At 44.9% G+C, this 13,418-nt stretch carries 19 protein-coding genes, 1 tRNA gene and 1 pseudogene; 12 read left to right on the top strand and 9 right to left on the bottom strand.

From position 1 onward, the window contains the following. Nucleotide 1: 1 nt before the first annotated feature. The 10 genes from MP213Fo_RS04425 to MP213Fo_RS04380 all read left to right on the top strand — a co-directional run bounded on the left by MP213Fo_RS04425 (nucleotide 2) and on the right by MP213Fo_RS04380 (nucleotide 5,114). Complete coding sequence (locus MP213Fo_RS04425; RefSeq protein WP_421090462.1) at nucleotides 2–304, top strand: hypothetical protein; 303 nt, start codon at nucleotides 2–4, stop codon at nucleotides 302–304. Beyond that, complete coding sequence (locus MP213Fo_RS04420; RefSeq protein ID WP_421090461.1) at nucleotides 294–1,226, top strand: hypothetical protein; 933 nt, start codon at nucleotides 294–296, stop codon at nucleotides 1,224–1,226. The genes MP213Fo_RS04425 and MP213Fo_RS04420 overlap by 11 nt, the downstream gene beginning before the upstream one ends. After that, on the top strand, nucleotides 1,226–1,573 hold the full coding sequence (locus MP213Fo_RS04415) for a hypothetical protein (protein WP_421090460.1): 348 nt from the start codon (nucleotides 1,226–1,228) through the stop codon (nucleotides 1,571–1,573). Before MP213Fo_RS04420 ends, MP213Fo_RS04415 begins: the two co-directional genes overlap by 1 nt. Then, a complete protein-coding gene (locus tag MP213Fo_RS04410) occupies nucleotides 1,560–1,934 on the top strand; it encodes a DUF4376 domain-containing protein (RefSeq protein WP_421090459.1) in 375 nt (124 codons plus the stop codon). The genes MP213Fo_RS04415 and MP213Fo_RS04410 overlap by 14 nt, the downstream gene beginning before the upstream one ends. A gap of 184 nt (nucleotides 1,935–2,118) precedes the next feature. Further along, a complete protein-coding gene (locus MP213Fo_RS04405) occupies nucleotides 2,119–2,520 on the top strand; it encodes a PRC-barrel domain-containing protein (RefSeq protein WP_421089686.1) in 402 nt (133 codons plus the stop codon). 66 nt (nucleotides 2,521–2,586) lie between these two features. After that, nucleotides 2,587–2,835 (top strand): hypothetical protein, encoded by a 249-nt coding sequence (locus MP213Fo_RS04400; RefSeq protein WP_421090458.1) that lies wholly within the window; start codon nucleotides 2,587–2,589, stop codon nucleotides 2,833–2,835. 266 nt (nucleotides 2,836–3,101) lie between these two features. Then, a complete protein-coding gene (locus tag MP213Fo_RS04395) occupies nucleotides 3,102–3,902 on the top strand; it encodes a hypothetical protein (protein ID WP_421090457.1) in 801 nt (266 codons plus the stop codon). After that, nucleotides 3,902–4,162, top strand: coding sequence for a hypothetical protein (locus MP213Fo_RS04390; RefSeq protein ID WP_421090456.1), 261 nt, complete (start codon nucleotides 3,902–3,904; stop codon nucleotides 4,160–4,162). The genes MP213Fo_RS04395 and MP213Fo_RS04390 overlap by 1 nt, the downstream gene beginning before the upstream one ends. 96 nt (nucleotides 4,163–4,258) lie before the next feature. Further along, on the top strand, nucleotides 4,259–4,552 hold the full coding sequence (locus MP213Fo_RS04385; RefSeq protein ID WP_421090455.1) for a hypothetical protein: 294 nt from the start codon (nucleotides 4,259–4,261) through the stop codon (nucleotides 4,550–4,552). 121 nt (nucleotides 4,553–4,673) lie between these two features. Beyond that, nucleotides 4,674–5,114 carry a BA14K family protein gene (locus MP213Fo_RS04380; protein WP_421090454.1) on the top strand — a complete coding sequence of 147 codons (441 nt, stop codon included), beginning with the start codon at nucleotides 4,674–4,676 and terminating at the stop codon, nucleotides 5,112–5,114. Between the two features lie 160 nt (nucleotides 5,115–5,274). Here the strand turns inward: MP213Fo_RS04380 and MP213Fo_RS04375 are convergent, their stop codons facing one another. Both MP213Fo_RS04375 and MP213Fo_RS04370 read right to left on the bottom strand, forming a co-directional pair. Further along, entirely contained in the window at nucleotides 5,275–5,478 is a 204-nt protein-coding gene (locus tag MP213Fo_RS04375; RefSeq protein WP_421090453.1) for a CsbD family protein, read from the bottom strand. Nucleotides 5,479–5,633: 155 nt separating this feature from the next. Then, nucleotides 5,634–5,813, bottom strand: a pseudogene (locus MP213Fo_RS04370) (IS3 family transposase); the annotation flags it as partial. Between the two features lie 212 nt (nucleotides 5,814–6,025). Here MP213Fo_RS04370 and MP213Fo_RS04365 point away from each other — a divergent pair. Next, nucleotides 6,026–9,175, top strand: a complete 3,150-nt coding sequence (locus MP213Fo_RS04365) for an autotransporter outer membrane beta-barrel domain-containing protein (protein ID WP_421090452.1) — start codon at nucleotides 6,026–6,028, stop codon at nucleotides 9,173–9,175. 83 nt (nucleotides 9,176–9,258) lie between these two features. Here MP213Fo_RS04365 and MP213Fo_RS04360 read toward each other — a convergent pair whose 3' ends face one another. From MP213Fo_RS04360 to MP213Fo_RS04330, 7 genes are all read right to left on the bottom strand, one after another. Next, complete coding sequence (locus tag MP213Fo_RS04360; protein WP_421090451.1) at nucleotides 9,259–9,471, bottom strand: CsbD family protein; 213 nt, start codon at nucleotides 9,469–9,471, stop codon at nucleotides 9,259–9,261. A 540-nt stretch (nucleotides 9,472–10,011) separates the two neighbouring features. Then, a complete protein-coding gene (locus MP213Fo_RS04355) occupies nucleotides 10,012–10,266 on the bottom strand; it encodes a hypothetical protein (protein WP_421090450.1) in 255 nt (84 codons plus the stop codon). Then, nucleotides 10,266–11,540 carry a Y-family DNA polymerase gene (locus MP213Fo_RS04350; RefSeq protein ID WP_421090449.1) on the bottom strand — a complete coding sequence of 425 codons (1,275 nt, stop codon included), beginning with the start codon at nucleotides 11,538–11,540 and terminating at the stop codon, nucleotides 10,266–10,268. Before MP213Fo_RS04350 ends, MP213Fo_RS04355 begins: the two co-directional genes overlap by 1 nt. 424 nt (nucleotides 11,541–11,964) lie before the next feature. Then, nucleotides 11,965–12,041 (bottom strand) — tRNA-Arg (locus MP213Fo_RS04345). Between the two features lie 42 nt (nucleotides 12,042–12,083). After that, complete coding sequence (locus MP213Fo_RS04340) at nucleotides 12,084–12,413, bottom strand: hypothetical protein (RefSeq protein WP_421090448.1); 330 nt, start codon at nucleotides 12,411–12,413, stop codon at nucleotides 12,084–12,086. A gap of 133 nt (nucleotides 12,414–12,546) precedes the next feature. Then, the gene (locus MP213Fo_RS04335) at nucleotides 12,547–12,756 is read right to left on the bottom strand and encodes a hypothetical protein (RefSeq protein WP_421090447.1); all 210 of its coding nucleotides are present in this window, start codon (nucleotides 12,754–12,756) and stop codon (nucleotides 12,547–12,549) included. After that, entirely contained in the window at nucleotides 12,753–12,992 is a 240-nt protein-coding gene (locus tag MP213Fo_RS04330; protein WP_421090446.1) for a hypothetical protein, read from the bottom strand. The genes MP213Fo_RS04335 and MP213Fo_RS04330 overlap by 4 nt, the downstream gene beginning before the upstream one ends. Nucleotides 12,993–13,099: 107 nt before the next feature. Between MP213Fo_RS04330 and MP213Fo_RS04325 the strand changes: the two genes are divergently transcribed. Then, nucleotides 13,100–13,351 carry a helix-turn-helix transcriptional regulator gene (locus MP213Fo_RS04325; RefSeq protein ID WP_421090445.1) on the top strand — a complete coding sequence of 84 codons (252 nt, stop codon included), beginning with the start codon at nucleotides 13,100–13,102 and terminating at the stop codon, nucleotides 13,349–13,351. Nucleotides 13,352–13,418: the final 67 nt, after the last annotated feature.

Genomic DNA, 13,418 nt, shown 5'->3' with positions numbered 1-13,418 from the left:
CATGCCTGAACCAGAAACGAAGCGGATCAATATCGATCCGATGGCAGCGCTGAGCGAGGCGCAAAGCCTCAATGCCTATTATGCCAATCGGGTACTCATCCTTGGCAATGATGTGTCTCAGCTGACCGTTGCGCTGAATGACAGTAACGCCAAAATAGAGCAGCTGATCACATCCAATTCTGAGGCTAACCAGATGCTCATTACTGAACGTGACAGGCTGCTTACCGATCTCAATGCAGCCCATGAGGCTATCAACAAGCTCTCGGTTGAAGCGCCTAAGAAAGTGAGTAAACATGTCAGATAATTTTGACAAGTTCCTGCCGGATTGGACGGTTGGCACGCTAACATTGGTGGCAGGCGCCAAAACCTTCACTGCAGCCAATGCGCAGCTCACACTGGCACCTATTCGCAAGGGCGATACGATCATCACGCCGTCTGGTTTGACGCTGATTATTGAAAGCATCAAGGCGGATGGCAATGGTGGGGTGCTTTATCAGAATACACCAGCCCCGGCTGCCGGCACGTTCCAGACCCTCATTCGGTTTCAATCTGACAATTCGCGCTTTACCGGTCAGCTGGCCGCACTCGTACAATTGATGTCAGGCGGAAACCTGCAATCACTTGCGGGCCTTTCCAGCAATAAAGACTTGCTGCCCTATTTTAACGGTGCCGGCACAATGGCGGCAACTCAATTCACGGAACTTGCGCGAACCGTAATCAGCCGTGCCAATGGTGCGCAGGTTTACAGTGATCTTGGCACAATCCCTGTCGCACAAGTGCCTGATATGGCACCACAGAAAGCCTTCAGGCGTGGCAATATATTGGGTAATGTCAGTCAGTCTGGTGGTGTTCCGACCGGTGCGGTTATTCAGTCCGGTAGTAATGCTAATGGGGATTTCGTGAGATATGCTGATGGCACGCAAATCTTCAGCGCCAGTGGTGTAGTCGCGGAATATTCTAGTGGCGATGTGCTAAGGGCGGAATTCTCTTATTCTGCAAATTTTATTTTGCCACCAGCTCTAATGGCATTAATGAACTCGGCTTACGATTACAATGGAACCGCATTTAATTCCAGCACGTTGATGGCAAGCGGAGGCTCTTCGGTAGTTAAAAGATTTACAAGAAATAATAGTGCGACAATAGATATCATGCGGCCGGCAGCAGGCGCATGGTCTAGTGGCGATGCTATGAAAATTGACTGTGTTGCAATAGGAAGGTGGTTCTAATGCGTATTTCATTTTCCCCGCAATACAGTGATGCAAAGTTAGAACTGCTGGTTGATGGCGATAAGCTGATCATCAACGGCGATATCCTTGATTTCTCCGACCTTCCTGAAGGCGGTTCTTATCCGTTTGATGCGATTGATAATGATCTGATCGCTCGCGGCGTTTCGCGCATCGATGGCGAAATTCATGCCGCTGTTATCCTGCCGTACAACCTTTCTAAACCGCCGCGTTCAGTCGCTTTTCCTGATCCAGTCACAGTGGCAGTAAATGGACGGGTGGCTCTTCCAACTGACGGCCTAATTGAACCTGAGGAAGTAGAGGAGGGTGATGATCATGCCGCTGGATAAAACCAAGATGATTATACCCGCTGATCCTAAATACGCGCTAATCAGCTATGCCGCTGAAATGCGCTGGCAAAAGGAAGTTGGCGGTTTTGAGCTTAACGGCTTACATATCGCTACCGATGACCGATCCAAGCTGATGCTGGCAGGTGCACGTGCGGCTGCTGAAACCAATCCCGACTTTAACACCCAGTGGAAATCTGCAGAGAATTCCTTTGTGAACCTCAACGCTCAAGAGCTGATCACAATCAGCAATGCTGTCCTAGCGCATGTCTCAAACTGTTTCTCAATAGAGGCTCAGGTTCTCGCATTTATCAATGATGGTCTTATCACTGAGCCCGCTCAGATCGATGCGGCTTTTGCATAATCCGGCCATGATGCCGAAAGCCTGATTGAAGGCAAATTCCCTAGTAAAATCAGTGGCAATTGTTCGGTGTTTTATCGGAAAGTTTATTTTTCTCGGAACCAACCATCGACGCAACCGTTATATATTCACTGAGCCTTACATAAAGGGCTACAGAAAATTTTGTATAAAACGGGAGTTATTTATAATGCGCCGTATTCTTATTGCACTTGCTACCTCCGCAGCCATGGTATCGTTCGCTAGCGCCCAAACAGCGACAACCACCAGCACGACAACTGAAATGTTTGTGACTGCAAAACCTACTGATGTTTTGAGTTACAATCTGATTGGTTTGAATATTGTTGATGCTGAAAATAATACCATCGGTGAAATCAAGGATCTCATCATCTCAGAAGGACAGTTGACCGGGTACATTGTGTCTGTCGGTGGTTTCCTCGGGATTGGTGAAAAATATGTCATCGTTAGCCCAGAGTCCGTTCAGGTGAATTATGCTGAAGCGGATAAGAAATGGACAGCTGTAATGGCTGCCACCAAGGAGCAGGTGGAAAAAGCCACCGAGTTCAAATACGAAGGCCGCTGGGCTAAATAATAATTGAGTGTTGAAGGGTGCCAGTTTGGCGCCCTTCTTCTTTTTATAAAAAGGGGAGGATTGGTTATGTTAAAAATGAGTATGACACTATGCGCTATTATGGCGTTGTCGGCATGTACATCAACTGAAAAAGATTTAAGTGTTGGTACAGTTGCAGGCGCCGCGATCGGCGGTATTGCTGGTGGTACAAGTGGCGCTGCTATTGGTGCAGCAGCAGGTGCGGGGGGCGGTTTGCTTGTCCGCACACTGCGTAATGGTAACTGTGAGTATCGCGATAACCAAGGCAATATCTACACATCGTCCTGCCGTCACTGAGTTAATCGCATTACTAATTATATCCGCTCCGCTCGTTGGGGCGGGTACATTTTTGTGGGCATTAAATCCCGCATAATATTAGTGAGCTTATCTTCACTAATTCTGCTGAATGAATTTATAGCGCAAACTGTTACATATAGAGGCCTATGTGCACCTATAAATCGGTGTCAGTTGGCCCCTGAGCACGCCAAGATTGATGCAAGTTTTGCATAGTCCGGCCATGGTGCCGCAAGCCTAAAATCAAGCAAAATCACAGGAAAATTCTAATGGATAAAACCGTGCCAGCTGGCGCGGCGATCCTGCTTGACTTCATTCGTAAGATTGAAGTCGGGCGGGTCGATCGCGCGTCTTATGATGTCATCTATGGTCACAACCAAAATAAGCTGCATAAGCCCATCACAGCTATGACAATTGGTGAGCTGGTGGATGCACAGGTGAGCTTTACTCGCTTGTACAAATCCTCAGCCTCTGGTGGCTATCAGTTCATGCGTGCGACCTTGCAGGATCTATCCCGTGAGTTGGGCTTATCTGGCCGCCAAGTTTTTGATCCGGATCTGCAAGACCGGCTTGGGTTTTATCTGCTGAAACGCCGGGGCTATGATCAGTTTATAACCGGTAAAATCTCAGTAGTTGAGTTTGCCCGTCGTCTGGCAATGGAATGGGCATCTTTTCCCGTGCTTGGAAAAACGCTCGGTGGCGGTAAAGACAAAAATGGCCGCTTACTCGATCTGATGGTTGATCGGGGTCAGTCTTATTATGCCGGTGATCCGCTCAACAAAGCAGTGGTAAAACCAGAAGCCATTGAGGCGCTGCTCAAACAGGTGAAGGCGGCTGGTAATACTGCGCCTGAGAAAGTTAAATCTGCTCCAGCCGTCAAGCCTCAATCAGTCGCTAAATCCAAACGCTTTTGGTCGTGGCTTACGGCAGCTGCTCTACCAGCTGTCGGCTTGCTGGATTGGCGGGTGCAGCTGGCATCCGTAATCATTGGTGGTGGTCTGGCCGGCTATGCGATTTATTCCATGCCGCAGATCAAAGCCAAGATTGCAAAACTGATTGAGGCGCTGTGATGGTGGCACAGCTCAAGATGCTCGCTGTTGGGCTTCTTATGAGCGCTGCAGTTCTCTCGGGCGCATATCAGCTCGGTAAGCACCATCAGCGCCAGAAAACTGCAGTCGAGACTGCGCAGGCCATAACAAAAGCAATCCAGGACAGGGCTGGGGTCAATGAGACAATCAATAACATGGATAGTGTGCGTCTCTGCCTTGAGCTTGGCGGGGTGCGTGAGCAATGCGAACCATTGCGCGGGTTGGCAACAGATCAGCCTTAAGCCTGATACGGCCGTTTATCTGGCTGGCAATGACGTTAGGGCTGGCAAAGATGTGGCTGGACATAATGCGTATGGAAAAAAGCAGGGGTGCTGGTGATGTCGTCAACCGAGAACGACTTTGATCTACGCTCGCGTGTAGTCAGTAATGAACACCATATGACTGCTATGGCTTTACGTGTAACCAGTCTTGAGCAATGGCAGCGTCAAGCCGAATTGGCGGACGCTCGTAAAGATGAACAGTGGAAGCACATGGATAACCGGTTCAATGATCTGGAAAAGAAAATATCCGGGGTGAGCGATACGTTGGCCAAAGTAGTCTGGCTGATCATCAGTGCACTAATTCTTGGTGTTATCAGCTTCATGATAAGGGGTGGGTTTTCAATGACTTAAACGATGTTCATTTGAGTGTCATATCTTACACAGCTAGTGGAACCCTTGTTATGTGTAGTCAATTTGATGTTTTTCTTAATTTAGCTATAATAACGAGTTCTACTAGAAAAGGTGGTTAGTTATGAAGAAACTTACATCCTTAATAAGCGCTCTGACAATTTCTATGGCAATGGTGGTAATTACCCCCTCAACGGCCGCTCCTTTATTCACTTCGTTAACTATTGAGCAGCAATCGCATAATACAGCTATTAATGTTCAATATCGCGAGAGGCGAAATCATTATAGATCATCACGCAACCATTACCGTCCTCGCCATTATGATCGCCGATATGATAGAAGGCATTATAATAGAAGACATAGTGGAAACGCAGCAGCCGGTATCATCGGTGGATTAGCAGCCGGCGCCATTATTTCAGGTATGGTCAATCAAAACTATAGAGCGCCAGTTGGCAGCTCTCATATAAATTGGTGCCTGAACAAATATCGCTCATACGATCCAAATTCTAATACCTATCAGCCATTCAATGGTCCGCGACGTTATTGTAATTCGCCTTACAGGTGAGGGCACACTCACCAAATGAAGGTTAGAAGCCAGAGCTGCAGTTTTTAAAATTATAGAGATTACATATACCGTGTCATTATTTATAAATTAAACTATAACTAAATGCTCAATAAACCAACAGAGCATAGTAAAAACGCCCCTCAAAAGGGGCGTTTTTAGTTTACCAGCCTTGTCGGCCATACCAGGTATCAACATCACTCTTTACACGATCTTTTTTGATCCCGTAGCGTTCCTGAATTTTACCCTCAAGCTGTTCTCTTCGGCCATTAATTTCGTCAAGGTCATCATCTGTGAGCTTTCCCCACTGTTCTTTGATCTTGCCTTTGACCTGTTTCCAATTCCCTTCAACGCGGTTCCAATCCATTGGAGGCTCCTTTGTTTGTGGTTGTTGGTACATATAATCAACGAGGCGGTAGCCAAATGGTTCCAACTTTTTTGTTCATGATACTTTACGTGTTAAAGGTGGCTCGGTTTGTCTGACCAGTTTCGAGCGTTTCGTTAAGTGGATTTCCGCCGCGATTATGCTACCAACATTATTGGTGTCAATGCGTTGAAGTAAACCTGATCCGGTATCTGCCGGTCAAGTGATGAATGAGGACGTCGAGTTTTGTAGAAGGTCAGATATCGTCCGATACCACTTCTGGATTTGGATACGGTTTCGTAAGCGTGAAGATAGACCTCCTCGTATTTGATTGTTCGTTGGTAATCCCCTCGTTTTCAACGGGGAGATTACCCAATACTTTAGTTTTATTACCTTAATAAGTTAAGGTATTGATTTGCCATGCTTATTCTAATTGAATTTAGGGGTCAATTCAGTATTATACTTTGCTGAATGTTATTGGATTTGACCAATGTGTAATAATCATTATAAGAAAAATAGTAATATTTTCTTTATCTAGGGTGGATTATTAATGGCTTCCAGAAATAAATTGCTCACACTGTTTTCTTCTGCGCTTTTATCAAGTGTGTCCTTCACATCTGTCTCATTAGCGCAAGTTAATTGTGCTGTTGATTATTGTGCGACTAACAATGGTGTAGTAGGCGGCTTTTCTCCATTGAATGGCGTAATTAAAAACGGTCAAAATGCCTCCGTTGTAAATGCATCTACCGGTGCTATTACTATGAATGGTGATAAGGCCAGCCCAATTGTTGTTCGTGTTGATAATGCCTATGATCCAAATGGTCCTACAGGCACAATTTATGTTGTAAATAATGGCTTCTTAGAGACTGGCAATGATGGCAATGCTGGTAATGTTATGCAGCATGGTATGGCACTCGGATTTACTGTCGGTAATGATAGTTTGCCTAGGACCGCTGGAGATGTTGATGTTGTAAATACAGGTACCATAATAACACACAATGCAAGCTCTCGTGGTATATTCATTGCAAGGGATTCATCAGCGTTAGGTGCGGTAGTAGTTGATAATAGCCTGGGTAGTATAATATCTTTAAATACTACTGAAGTGCCTTCTATGCTTAGTAGCGATGGTATACATATCCAAGGTGGCCTCGCAGATGTTGAGGTTGATGTAGGAGATATTGAAATCCATGGTTATGGTCACGGCGCTGCTATTACAGGGGATGGCAACATAGTTGGTCGGTTAGGCGACAAAAATACTGTATCAATTAAGGGTAATGTTAATGACGGGATTTTGGCGCAAAGCGCCGAAGGTAATATTGATATTAACATTGCTGGAAAAATTATAACTGAAGGTAGATCTTCAAGTGGTGTTAATGTTTCCGCGATGCCACAAATGTTCCCGTTTGGTCTAAATGATGCAAGGGTATCTGTTGCAGAAACTGGCGCAATCACGACTAGGGGTAATAAGGCTACTGGCATAGCAGTTAGTGCTGCTAATGCGGCAACTGTTGAAGTTGACGGTACCGTCTCTTCCTTTGGACTAGATGCAAATGGTTTAGAGGTTGGCTCTATTGGTGATGTTACAAAAATTGACGTAGGGACTAATGGTAATATTCAAGGCGGTAGAGGGCGGGGTAGCGCTTTAGTCATTGGCAGTGCGAACGCGAGTGTAAAAATCACTAATAACGGAAGTCTTACTGCGTTGTCGGATAGACTGATCACTAGTATTGTAGATTTTGGGCCCACAGGCAATCAACATATTTTGAATAACGGAAGAATGACCGGCTTTTTGGATATGGGCTCAGCTGGAAGTAATGTCCTTGAAAACAATAGCCACTTTGTTTCCCGCAATTATTCAGTGAACTATTCCGCTGGGATTCGAGATCTTCGAAGCGTTGCTGTAAATAATATGGGCGGATCAAATTCCCATGTTCGGAATGCCCAAAACGGTGTAGTCTCCTTAGGGGCATCAAATGCAGTCAATTATAATGCTGCAGGATATTACGCCGCTAGAACCGGCATCGATAATCGTTTATTTTCACAAAATGTGTATGACTTCAACCGCAATGGATTGCTCCAAACTCAATTTGTAAATACCTCAAGTTTTACCAACAATGGATTAATTGATCTTACAGGCATTCAAATTGGTAACACGATGGTTATCACTTCTGAAAATGATGTTGAAAAAGTTGGTACTGCTACATACATATCAAATGGTGGCATACTTAAAGTCGGGGCAGTCTTAAATGACGGCGATGGGGGTGATGGATCTACTGCCGATATGCTAATTGTTGACAGAGTTGAACTAGGCTCAGCTGCAACAACGGTTGAAGTCTCCATAAAAGATCAGACTAAGTCAAATGTAACTAAAGCAAATGGTATTCAGCTTGTACAGGTGCGTGATAAACAGCATTCATCAGCAGGGGCTTTTATACTAGGTGGGGCAAACTCATATAGCCACAAGGGTGTAAAAGCCATAGGTAGTGGCGCTTATGCTTATAAGCTCTATCATAGTGGAGTTGCTGCTGATAGCGTTGATGGAAACTGGTATTTAAGGTCTCAGTTGAATTCAGTAGACCCGGTTGACCCTGTTGATCCGGTTGATCCGGTTGACCCGGTTGATCCGGTTGACCCGGTAGACCCGGTTGATCCAGTAGATCCTGTTAAGCCGTTATATACTGGCGGTGTACCGGTTTATGAAGCCTATCCTCAATTTTTGCTTGGTATGAATGGTTTGCCCACACTACAGCAGCGTGTGGGTAATCGTTACTGGAGTAATGCCGGCAATAGAGTTCTTTCGCAGGGAGCTGATGCTGTGGATGCATATGCCCCAGTCGATGAGGCGGGGGTGATGATCGAACAAAATGGGATTTGGGGCAGGATGGTTGGCTCCCATACTAAAATTAAGTCCGCAACATCTACTTCAGATACAGACTATAATTTTGATGTTTTCAAAATGCAGGCTGGCGTTGATGGTATGCTGTATGAAAATGATAATGGCAAACTTATTGGTGGAGTATCAGCGCATTATGCTCATGGTAAAGCTAAGGTTTTCTCGGAGCATGGTGATGGTGAAATTAATGCCGACGGATATGGATTTGGTGGTACTTTAACTTGGTATTCTGAGGATGGCCTTTATATTGATAATCAAGCACAGGTGACTTGGTATAATAGCGATCTTAATTCTATTACAGCCGAGCAATCATTAGTCAGTGGGAATGATGGTTTTGGGTATGCGCTATCGGTTGAGGCTGGTAAGCGCGTTGCTATTAACGAACATTGGTCTGTATCACCACAAGCACAGATGATTTACTCCAGCGTTAATTTCGATGATTTTACAGATCAATTCAGTGGGCACATATCAAAAGACATATCAGCCAGTTTGCAAGGCAGACTTGGTATTAGTGCCGATTATCAAAACTCTTGGTTAAATGATAGCGGCATGTTCAATCGGAAGTATGTGTATGGAATTGCAAATATTTATAATGAATTCTTAGACGGCACCAGAGTAAATGTTAGTGGTATTGGCTTTGCAAATAAACAAGAGCGGATTTGGGCAAGTTTGGGACTTGGTGGATCTTATAATTGGAATGATGATAAATATTCCATTTATGGAGAAGGCTCTATTAATACAAGTTTAAAAAACTTTGGCGATAGCTATACTTACAAAGGAACGTTGGGTCTGCGTGTAAGATGGTAAATAGTTTCTAACTATCTACGAAAATCGGAACTGTTTATTCGTAAGTTATGAATAATTAAAACGCCCTCAAAAGGGGCGTTTTTTTACAAGCCTTGTCGGCCATACCAAGTTTCAATATCAGACTTTACGCAATCTTTTTCTATCCCGTAGCGTTCCTGAATCTTGCCCTCTAGCTGTTCCCTATGGCCATTGATTTCATCAAGATCATCATCAGTGAGCTTGCCCCACTGTTCTTTGATGTTGCCTTTGACCTGTTTCCAATTCCCTTCAAGGGGGCGAACGGAATTTGGTTTCATTATTTAGATTGCCAAATTTAAAACACTTGAAGGTTATTTTCAAAATAATTGTTGAATAAAGTATTACCCTAGGGGTTTAATTTCACACAATAAGTAAATTGCTAATGCCAATTATTAAGCAGTAGGAATATTTGTATTAATAAATTAGATGTAATTAAAACACACAGCCACCCCACGTAGAAGATGTTTCTTCGATTGTGAGGTAGCTGTGCGGCCCCCGCCATGTATTAATACATATAACATTAAATACATTTCAAGTTAAATATTATAAACATCTTATGAAAATTGTAATTTATTAAATAAAACATTTATTACTTTAATATAAAATTATTTAAAATGTTGATATTGTTATTGAAGTAGTTCTGTAAGAATGAGTGGTAAAAAGCCTATTTATCGTGAGAGCGTAATGATATTGGGTAGCGCTGAGGATGATTGGCTCTACAGCGGGATATTTTCAGAAATATAATGATTCTATGAGCGTAAAGTTGCAGGTTTATTTAATAATTAAGAAATTTTTATTTTTAGTTCTATGGGGGGGGGTCAAGCCAAGCCCCCTACAAAACCGCTCATTTCATCAAGGCGTACCATTGCCATACGCATACGGCCTTTGCAGCCTCTTGCTTTGCATAAGGCACGGCGTTCTACTTCGTCCAAATATAGCTGCTCACGCCCTCTGGCGGTACAAATCATAGCTTTTGTAATATAGGTGAGGCGGCTGCACTTCTTGCAGATCATTTCGAGTTTTTGAGTGTCAGCAAGATCACCCACTTTGTATTTTGTTTTCCAATTACCCATCAGTAAAAGTCTTCAGCTGAGGGAATGCGCACATAGCTGATTTTGCCACCGACATGACCACCTGTGGGCGGTTTATATTCGCCCATATGCACAATGGTGCTCGAATATTTGGCGTTGAGCGAATCCATAGCCCCGTTGGCTTTTTCCCATTTCTGCCGGATCACATCATCATTATTGAAAATATCCAGCTGCCTTGCATTAGCCTCGCTTAGGCTATGTAGGGTCACACCGACATTGTAGATGGTGACATTGCGGGGCAGTTGCCGCTTAGCTAACGCCCAAAGCTGTCTATGAACCGTTAGAATGGCTTGCTCATCATTGACGCTTGGCAGAGCGAGATTGTGAAACCATGATCCATCTTTTAACGATAGATACAGCCACAGTCCGCCGGCATAGAATTCGTCGCGTCTAAGCCGTCTGCCTGATTTCACCAGTAGCAAACGCGCAATCTCATAGGCGCCAGTGATACTGCGCGCTTCTGGTGGTAAAACACGGGTATGGCCATACATACCGCGCTTTTGCGGCTGGGCTTGAATATCATAGCCATGTAGTGCGTACCAAAGGCGCTCACCATTGACGCTTTTCCAGATTTTGCGCATGTGCTTTGGCTGGATGTTATAGAGCTGCTCAGTGGTTGTAATGAAGCAATGCGCCAAGCGCATGCGCATACTGTCACCAATGCCTGGCACGTCACCCAACTTCACATCAAAGAATGGTTTTGGCATCATATGGGGGTGCCATATCGCAAGACCGTTACCATAGTTGGCAGTTTTCTTGGTGGCGTCTTTACCTGCTTTACAAGCCATCTTTGCCAGTTGGCGATTAGCTGCAAAGCCAATAGAGCAGGTGATATAGGGGCCGATATTCTGATGAATGGTTTGTTTGATTGTCTGCGCCAAACTCTCAGGGTGGTTACGGCCAGTGTCATCAAGAATGCAGGTCAATTCATCAATGCTTTTAGCGGTATCGATGGAAATGACAGATTCAATTTCCGATAACAGCGCATTATGCGCGCGACGGTAGAGATCGGGTTTCTGCGGCACTAAAATGATATCCGGACAGAGTGCCTTGGCATCTTTAATCTTCATGACGTTTTTAACGCCAAAGGCTTTGGCTTCTTTGGAGCAGGCAATAACGGCTGTACGATCCGTGCCGGCAAAAGGCACAACGCCGACAGGACGGCCGCGCAGGCTTTTATCGCACTGCTGTTCTACGCTTGCGAAAAAGCCGTCAAAGTCCAAATACAGTCTTTCAATCGTCTCTGGCTTACGCATGGCACAGTTCATCCGTGGCGCATATTGTGCGCAATATCGCTAAGTTTTGTAAATTCGATTAACTCTTGTTCACTAAATGTTCCATAGTCGATAGGGAGTCAAGTAGGTTTTATAAGTTGTACTAATTGCCTGTGAATTGTTGTGGATTAAGTTGAAGCGCTCTTTGAGGTAGTGAGTCATATATAAATCCGCGTCAATCATGCAGGATCGGTGCGGGTTTCGTATCGTGATTTATGACGGATTGTATGTTGAGTTGGGTTTGCAGGAGCGCGAGCCAATGATGCTATTTTTTTAAGTGTCCCAGCAAACAGATGAAGGGGGATAACTGTGGTAAAAAAGAACATGCAATGAACGAAAGTTGGAACTCAATCAAAATACGAGTTGGAACTTTTAGGTGGTGAAATTGATAACTGATTGAAAACAATGGCGATCCCGACTGGATTCGAACCAGTGACCTACGGCTTAGAAGGCCGGTGCTCTATCTTGTTGAGCTACGGGTCCGAAAGGGTGGCAGGGTCCGTAGGAGACCGTCCCTGCCTGCAGCTATGGCCATGCAAAGCCGTCGCTGCGTAACTGATTAAGATGCTGGCTCACAGGTGCGCTGACAGTCAGCTTTCCAATATCCGTTGTCAGATCATCCCAAAGCGGCACATCACGATCATGAATCATCATCGGATCTTCAATCCTCATCCGCCAAACTAACAGTTTGATCTTCAACTCATCTGCGGTGTTTGCAGGTGAGGACATGATTAACCGCGTAAGCCGGCCTTCAGCTCCATCAATGTCGTCCCGAACATCGTCGAAATCGTCAATCAATGGCTCAAGTTCGCGGATGGCCTCAATCAGTTTGTAGGCTTTCAAAATGTCGCTCATGCCTTCGCTCCCTTTTTAGAAGACAGACGCACTATTGGTGGCGTCTTTATCCGACCCGCTAATGCCTTTAGATACGGGTGCTCTAAGCGTGGCTGTTTCACGTTGTCTCGCAGCGAAGTTTTGTAAGGCTTGCTCATGGCTGACCTCTAACGGCCACAGGCCATATATTTTTAACCGCATTTTGCATTTGCAGAAGGTGGATAGAGAGTGGATTGACTGCCTTATTGGCTATGGTGCCTTTCGTCAGAGCCTCCACAACGTCGATGGCGTCGTACAGCTGACCTAATAAATCATCTAGGTCGATGAACGTGTCACGGATAAAATCTTTCTGATCGGGCCTCATGCCGCGGCCTCCAAAGTCGCATAGAACTTGTCATGAAGCTCTTGGACTTCTCGCAGCGCGTTGACAGCAGCATAGTGAATGAAACTGCTATCTTCCGCCGTGAACCGCAAATGCGCCTGCATGGTATCTTCGATCAACCGTTGGAGAATTCCGACAGAGTTTTTGGCTTGGCAAATTTCGCATTCTAATTCTCTGAAATGCATAGCGGGGGCGTTTGCTGGCACTGTGTGCTGCATTGTGGGTTCTCCTCGGGTAATAACTTGGTAACTGTGTCTGGCGGTTTCGTTTGAACCAAATCAATGAATGTGAGATACTAAAAGTATCAATATCAGGGGTCGAAATAATGTCAATACTAAAAGTATCAATTAGGCAAATTAAAGCCGCTCGTGCATTATTAAACTGGTCCCAAGCAAATCTAGCATTAAAATCTGGTGTGTCTGAACCAACGATTAAACGTCTTGAATCACCCGATTCCGGCTCTATTGGCGGCAGGGAAGAAACAGCAGCTAAGTTAGTTTCAGCCCTTCAAGAAGCGGGGATTGAGTTTATAGATGATAAGCGTGGGCGTGGGGTTGTCCGGTTGAGCCCAGAATAATCCCGCCAGCCTGATAGGTCTCAAAGAGGATACTCCGATAACGTTATCGGTGAATTATCAGAACCCC

Source organism: Pseudochrobactrum mosebachae (genome assembly GCF_048914685.1).
GTDB lineage: Bacteria > Pseudomonadota > Alphaproteobacteria > Rhizobiales > Rhizobiaceae > Pseudochrobactrum.
This window is presented reverse-complemented; position numbering and strand designations above follow the sequence as displayed.

Excerpts from the sequence above, each read along its gene's own strand:
- MP213Fo_RS04425 (WP_421090462.1), top strand. The coding sequence starts at position 2 with ATGCCTGAACCAGAAACGAAGCGGATCAATATCGATCCGATGGCAGCG.
- MP213Fo_RS04420 (WP_421090461.1), top strand. The coding sequence starts at position 294 with ATGTCAGATAATTTTGACAAGTTCCTGCCGGATTGGACGGTTGGCACG.
- MP213Fo_RS04415 (WP_421090460.1), top strand. The coding sequence starts at position 1,226 with ATGCGTATTTCATTTTCCCCGCAATACAGTGATGCAAAGTTAGAACTG.
- MP213Fo_RS04410 (WP_421090459.1), top strand. The coding sequence starts at position 1,560 with ATGCCGCTGGATAAAACCAAGATGATTATACCCGCTGATCCTAAATAC.
- MP213Fo_RS04405 (WP_421089686.1), top strand. The coding sequence starts at position 2,119 with ATGCGCCGTATTCTTATTGCACTTGCTACCTCCGCAGCCATGGTATCG.
- MP213Fo_RS04400 (WP_421090458.1), top strand. The coding sequence starts at position 2,587 with ATGTTAAAAATGAGTATGACACTATGCGCTATTATGGCGTTGTCGGCA.
- MP213Fo_RS04395 (WP_421090457.1), top strand. The coding sequence starts at position 3,102 with ATGGATAAAACCGTGCCAGCTGGCGCGGCGATCCTGCTTGACTTCATT.
- MP213Fo_RS04390 (WP_421090456.1), top strand. The coding sequence starts at position 3,902 with ATGGTGGCACAGCTCAAGATGCTCGCTGTTGGGCTTCTTATGAGCGCT.
- MP213Fo_RS04385 (WP_421090455.1), top strand. The coding sequence starts at position 4,259 with ATGTCGTCAACCGAGAACGACTTTGATCTACGCTCGCGTGTAGTCAGT.
- MP213Fo_RS04380 (WP_421090454.1), top strand. The coding sequence starts at position 4,674 with ATGAAGAAACTTACATCCTTAATAAGCGCTCTGACAATTTCTATGGCA.
- MP213Fo_RS04375 (WP_421090453.1), bottom strand. The coding sequence starts at position 5,478 with ATGGATTGGAACCGCGTTGAAGGGAATTGGAAACAGGTCAAAGGCAAG.
- MP213Fo_RS04365 (WP_421090452.1), top strand. The coding sequence starts at position 6,026 with ATGGCTTCCAGAAATAAATTGCTCACACTGTTTTCTTCTGCGCTTTTA.
- MP213Fo_RS04360 (WP_421090451.1), bottom strand. The coding sequence starts at position 9,471 with ATGAAACCAAATTCCGTTCGCCCCCTTGAAGGGAATTGGAAACAGGTC.
- MP213Fo_RS04355 (WP_421090450.1), bottom strand. The coding sequence starts at position 10,266 with ATGGGTAATTGGAAAACAAAATACAAAGTGGGTGATCTTGCTGACACT.
- MP213Fo_RS04350 (WP_421090449.1), bottom strand. The coding sequence starts at position 11,540 with ATGCGTAAGCCAGAGACGATTGAAAGACTGTATTTGGACTTTGACGGC.
- MP213Fo_RS04340 (WP_421090448.1), bottom strand. The coding sequence starts at position 12,413 with ATGAGCGACATTTTGAAAGCCTACAAACTGATTGAGGCCATCCGCGAA.
- MP213Fo_RS04335 (WP_421090447.1), bottom strand. The coding sequence starts at position 12,756 with ATGAGGCCCGATCAGAAAGATTTTATCCGTGACACGTTCATCGACCTA.
- MP213Fo_RS04330 (WP_421090446.1), bottom strand. The coding sequence starts at position 12,992 with ATGCAGCACACAGTGCCAGCAAACGCCCCCGCTATGCATTTCAGAGAA.
- MP213Fo_RS04325 (WP_421090445.1), top strand. The coding sequence starts at position 13,100 with ATGTCAATACTAAAAGTATCAATTAGGCAAATTAAAGCCGCTCGTGCA.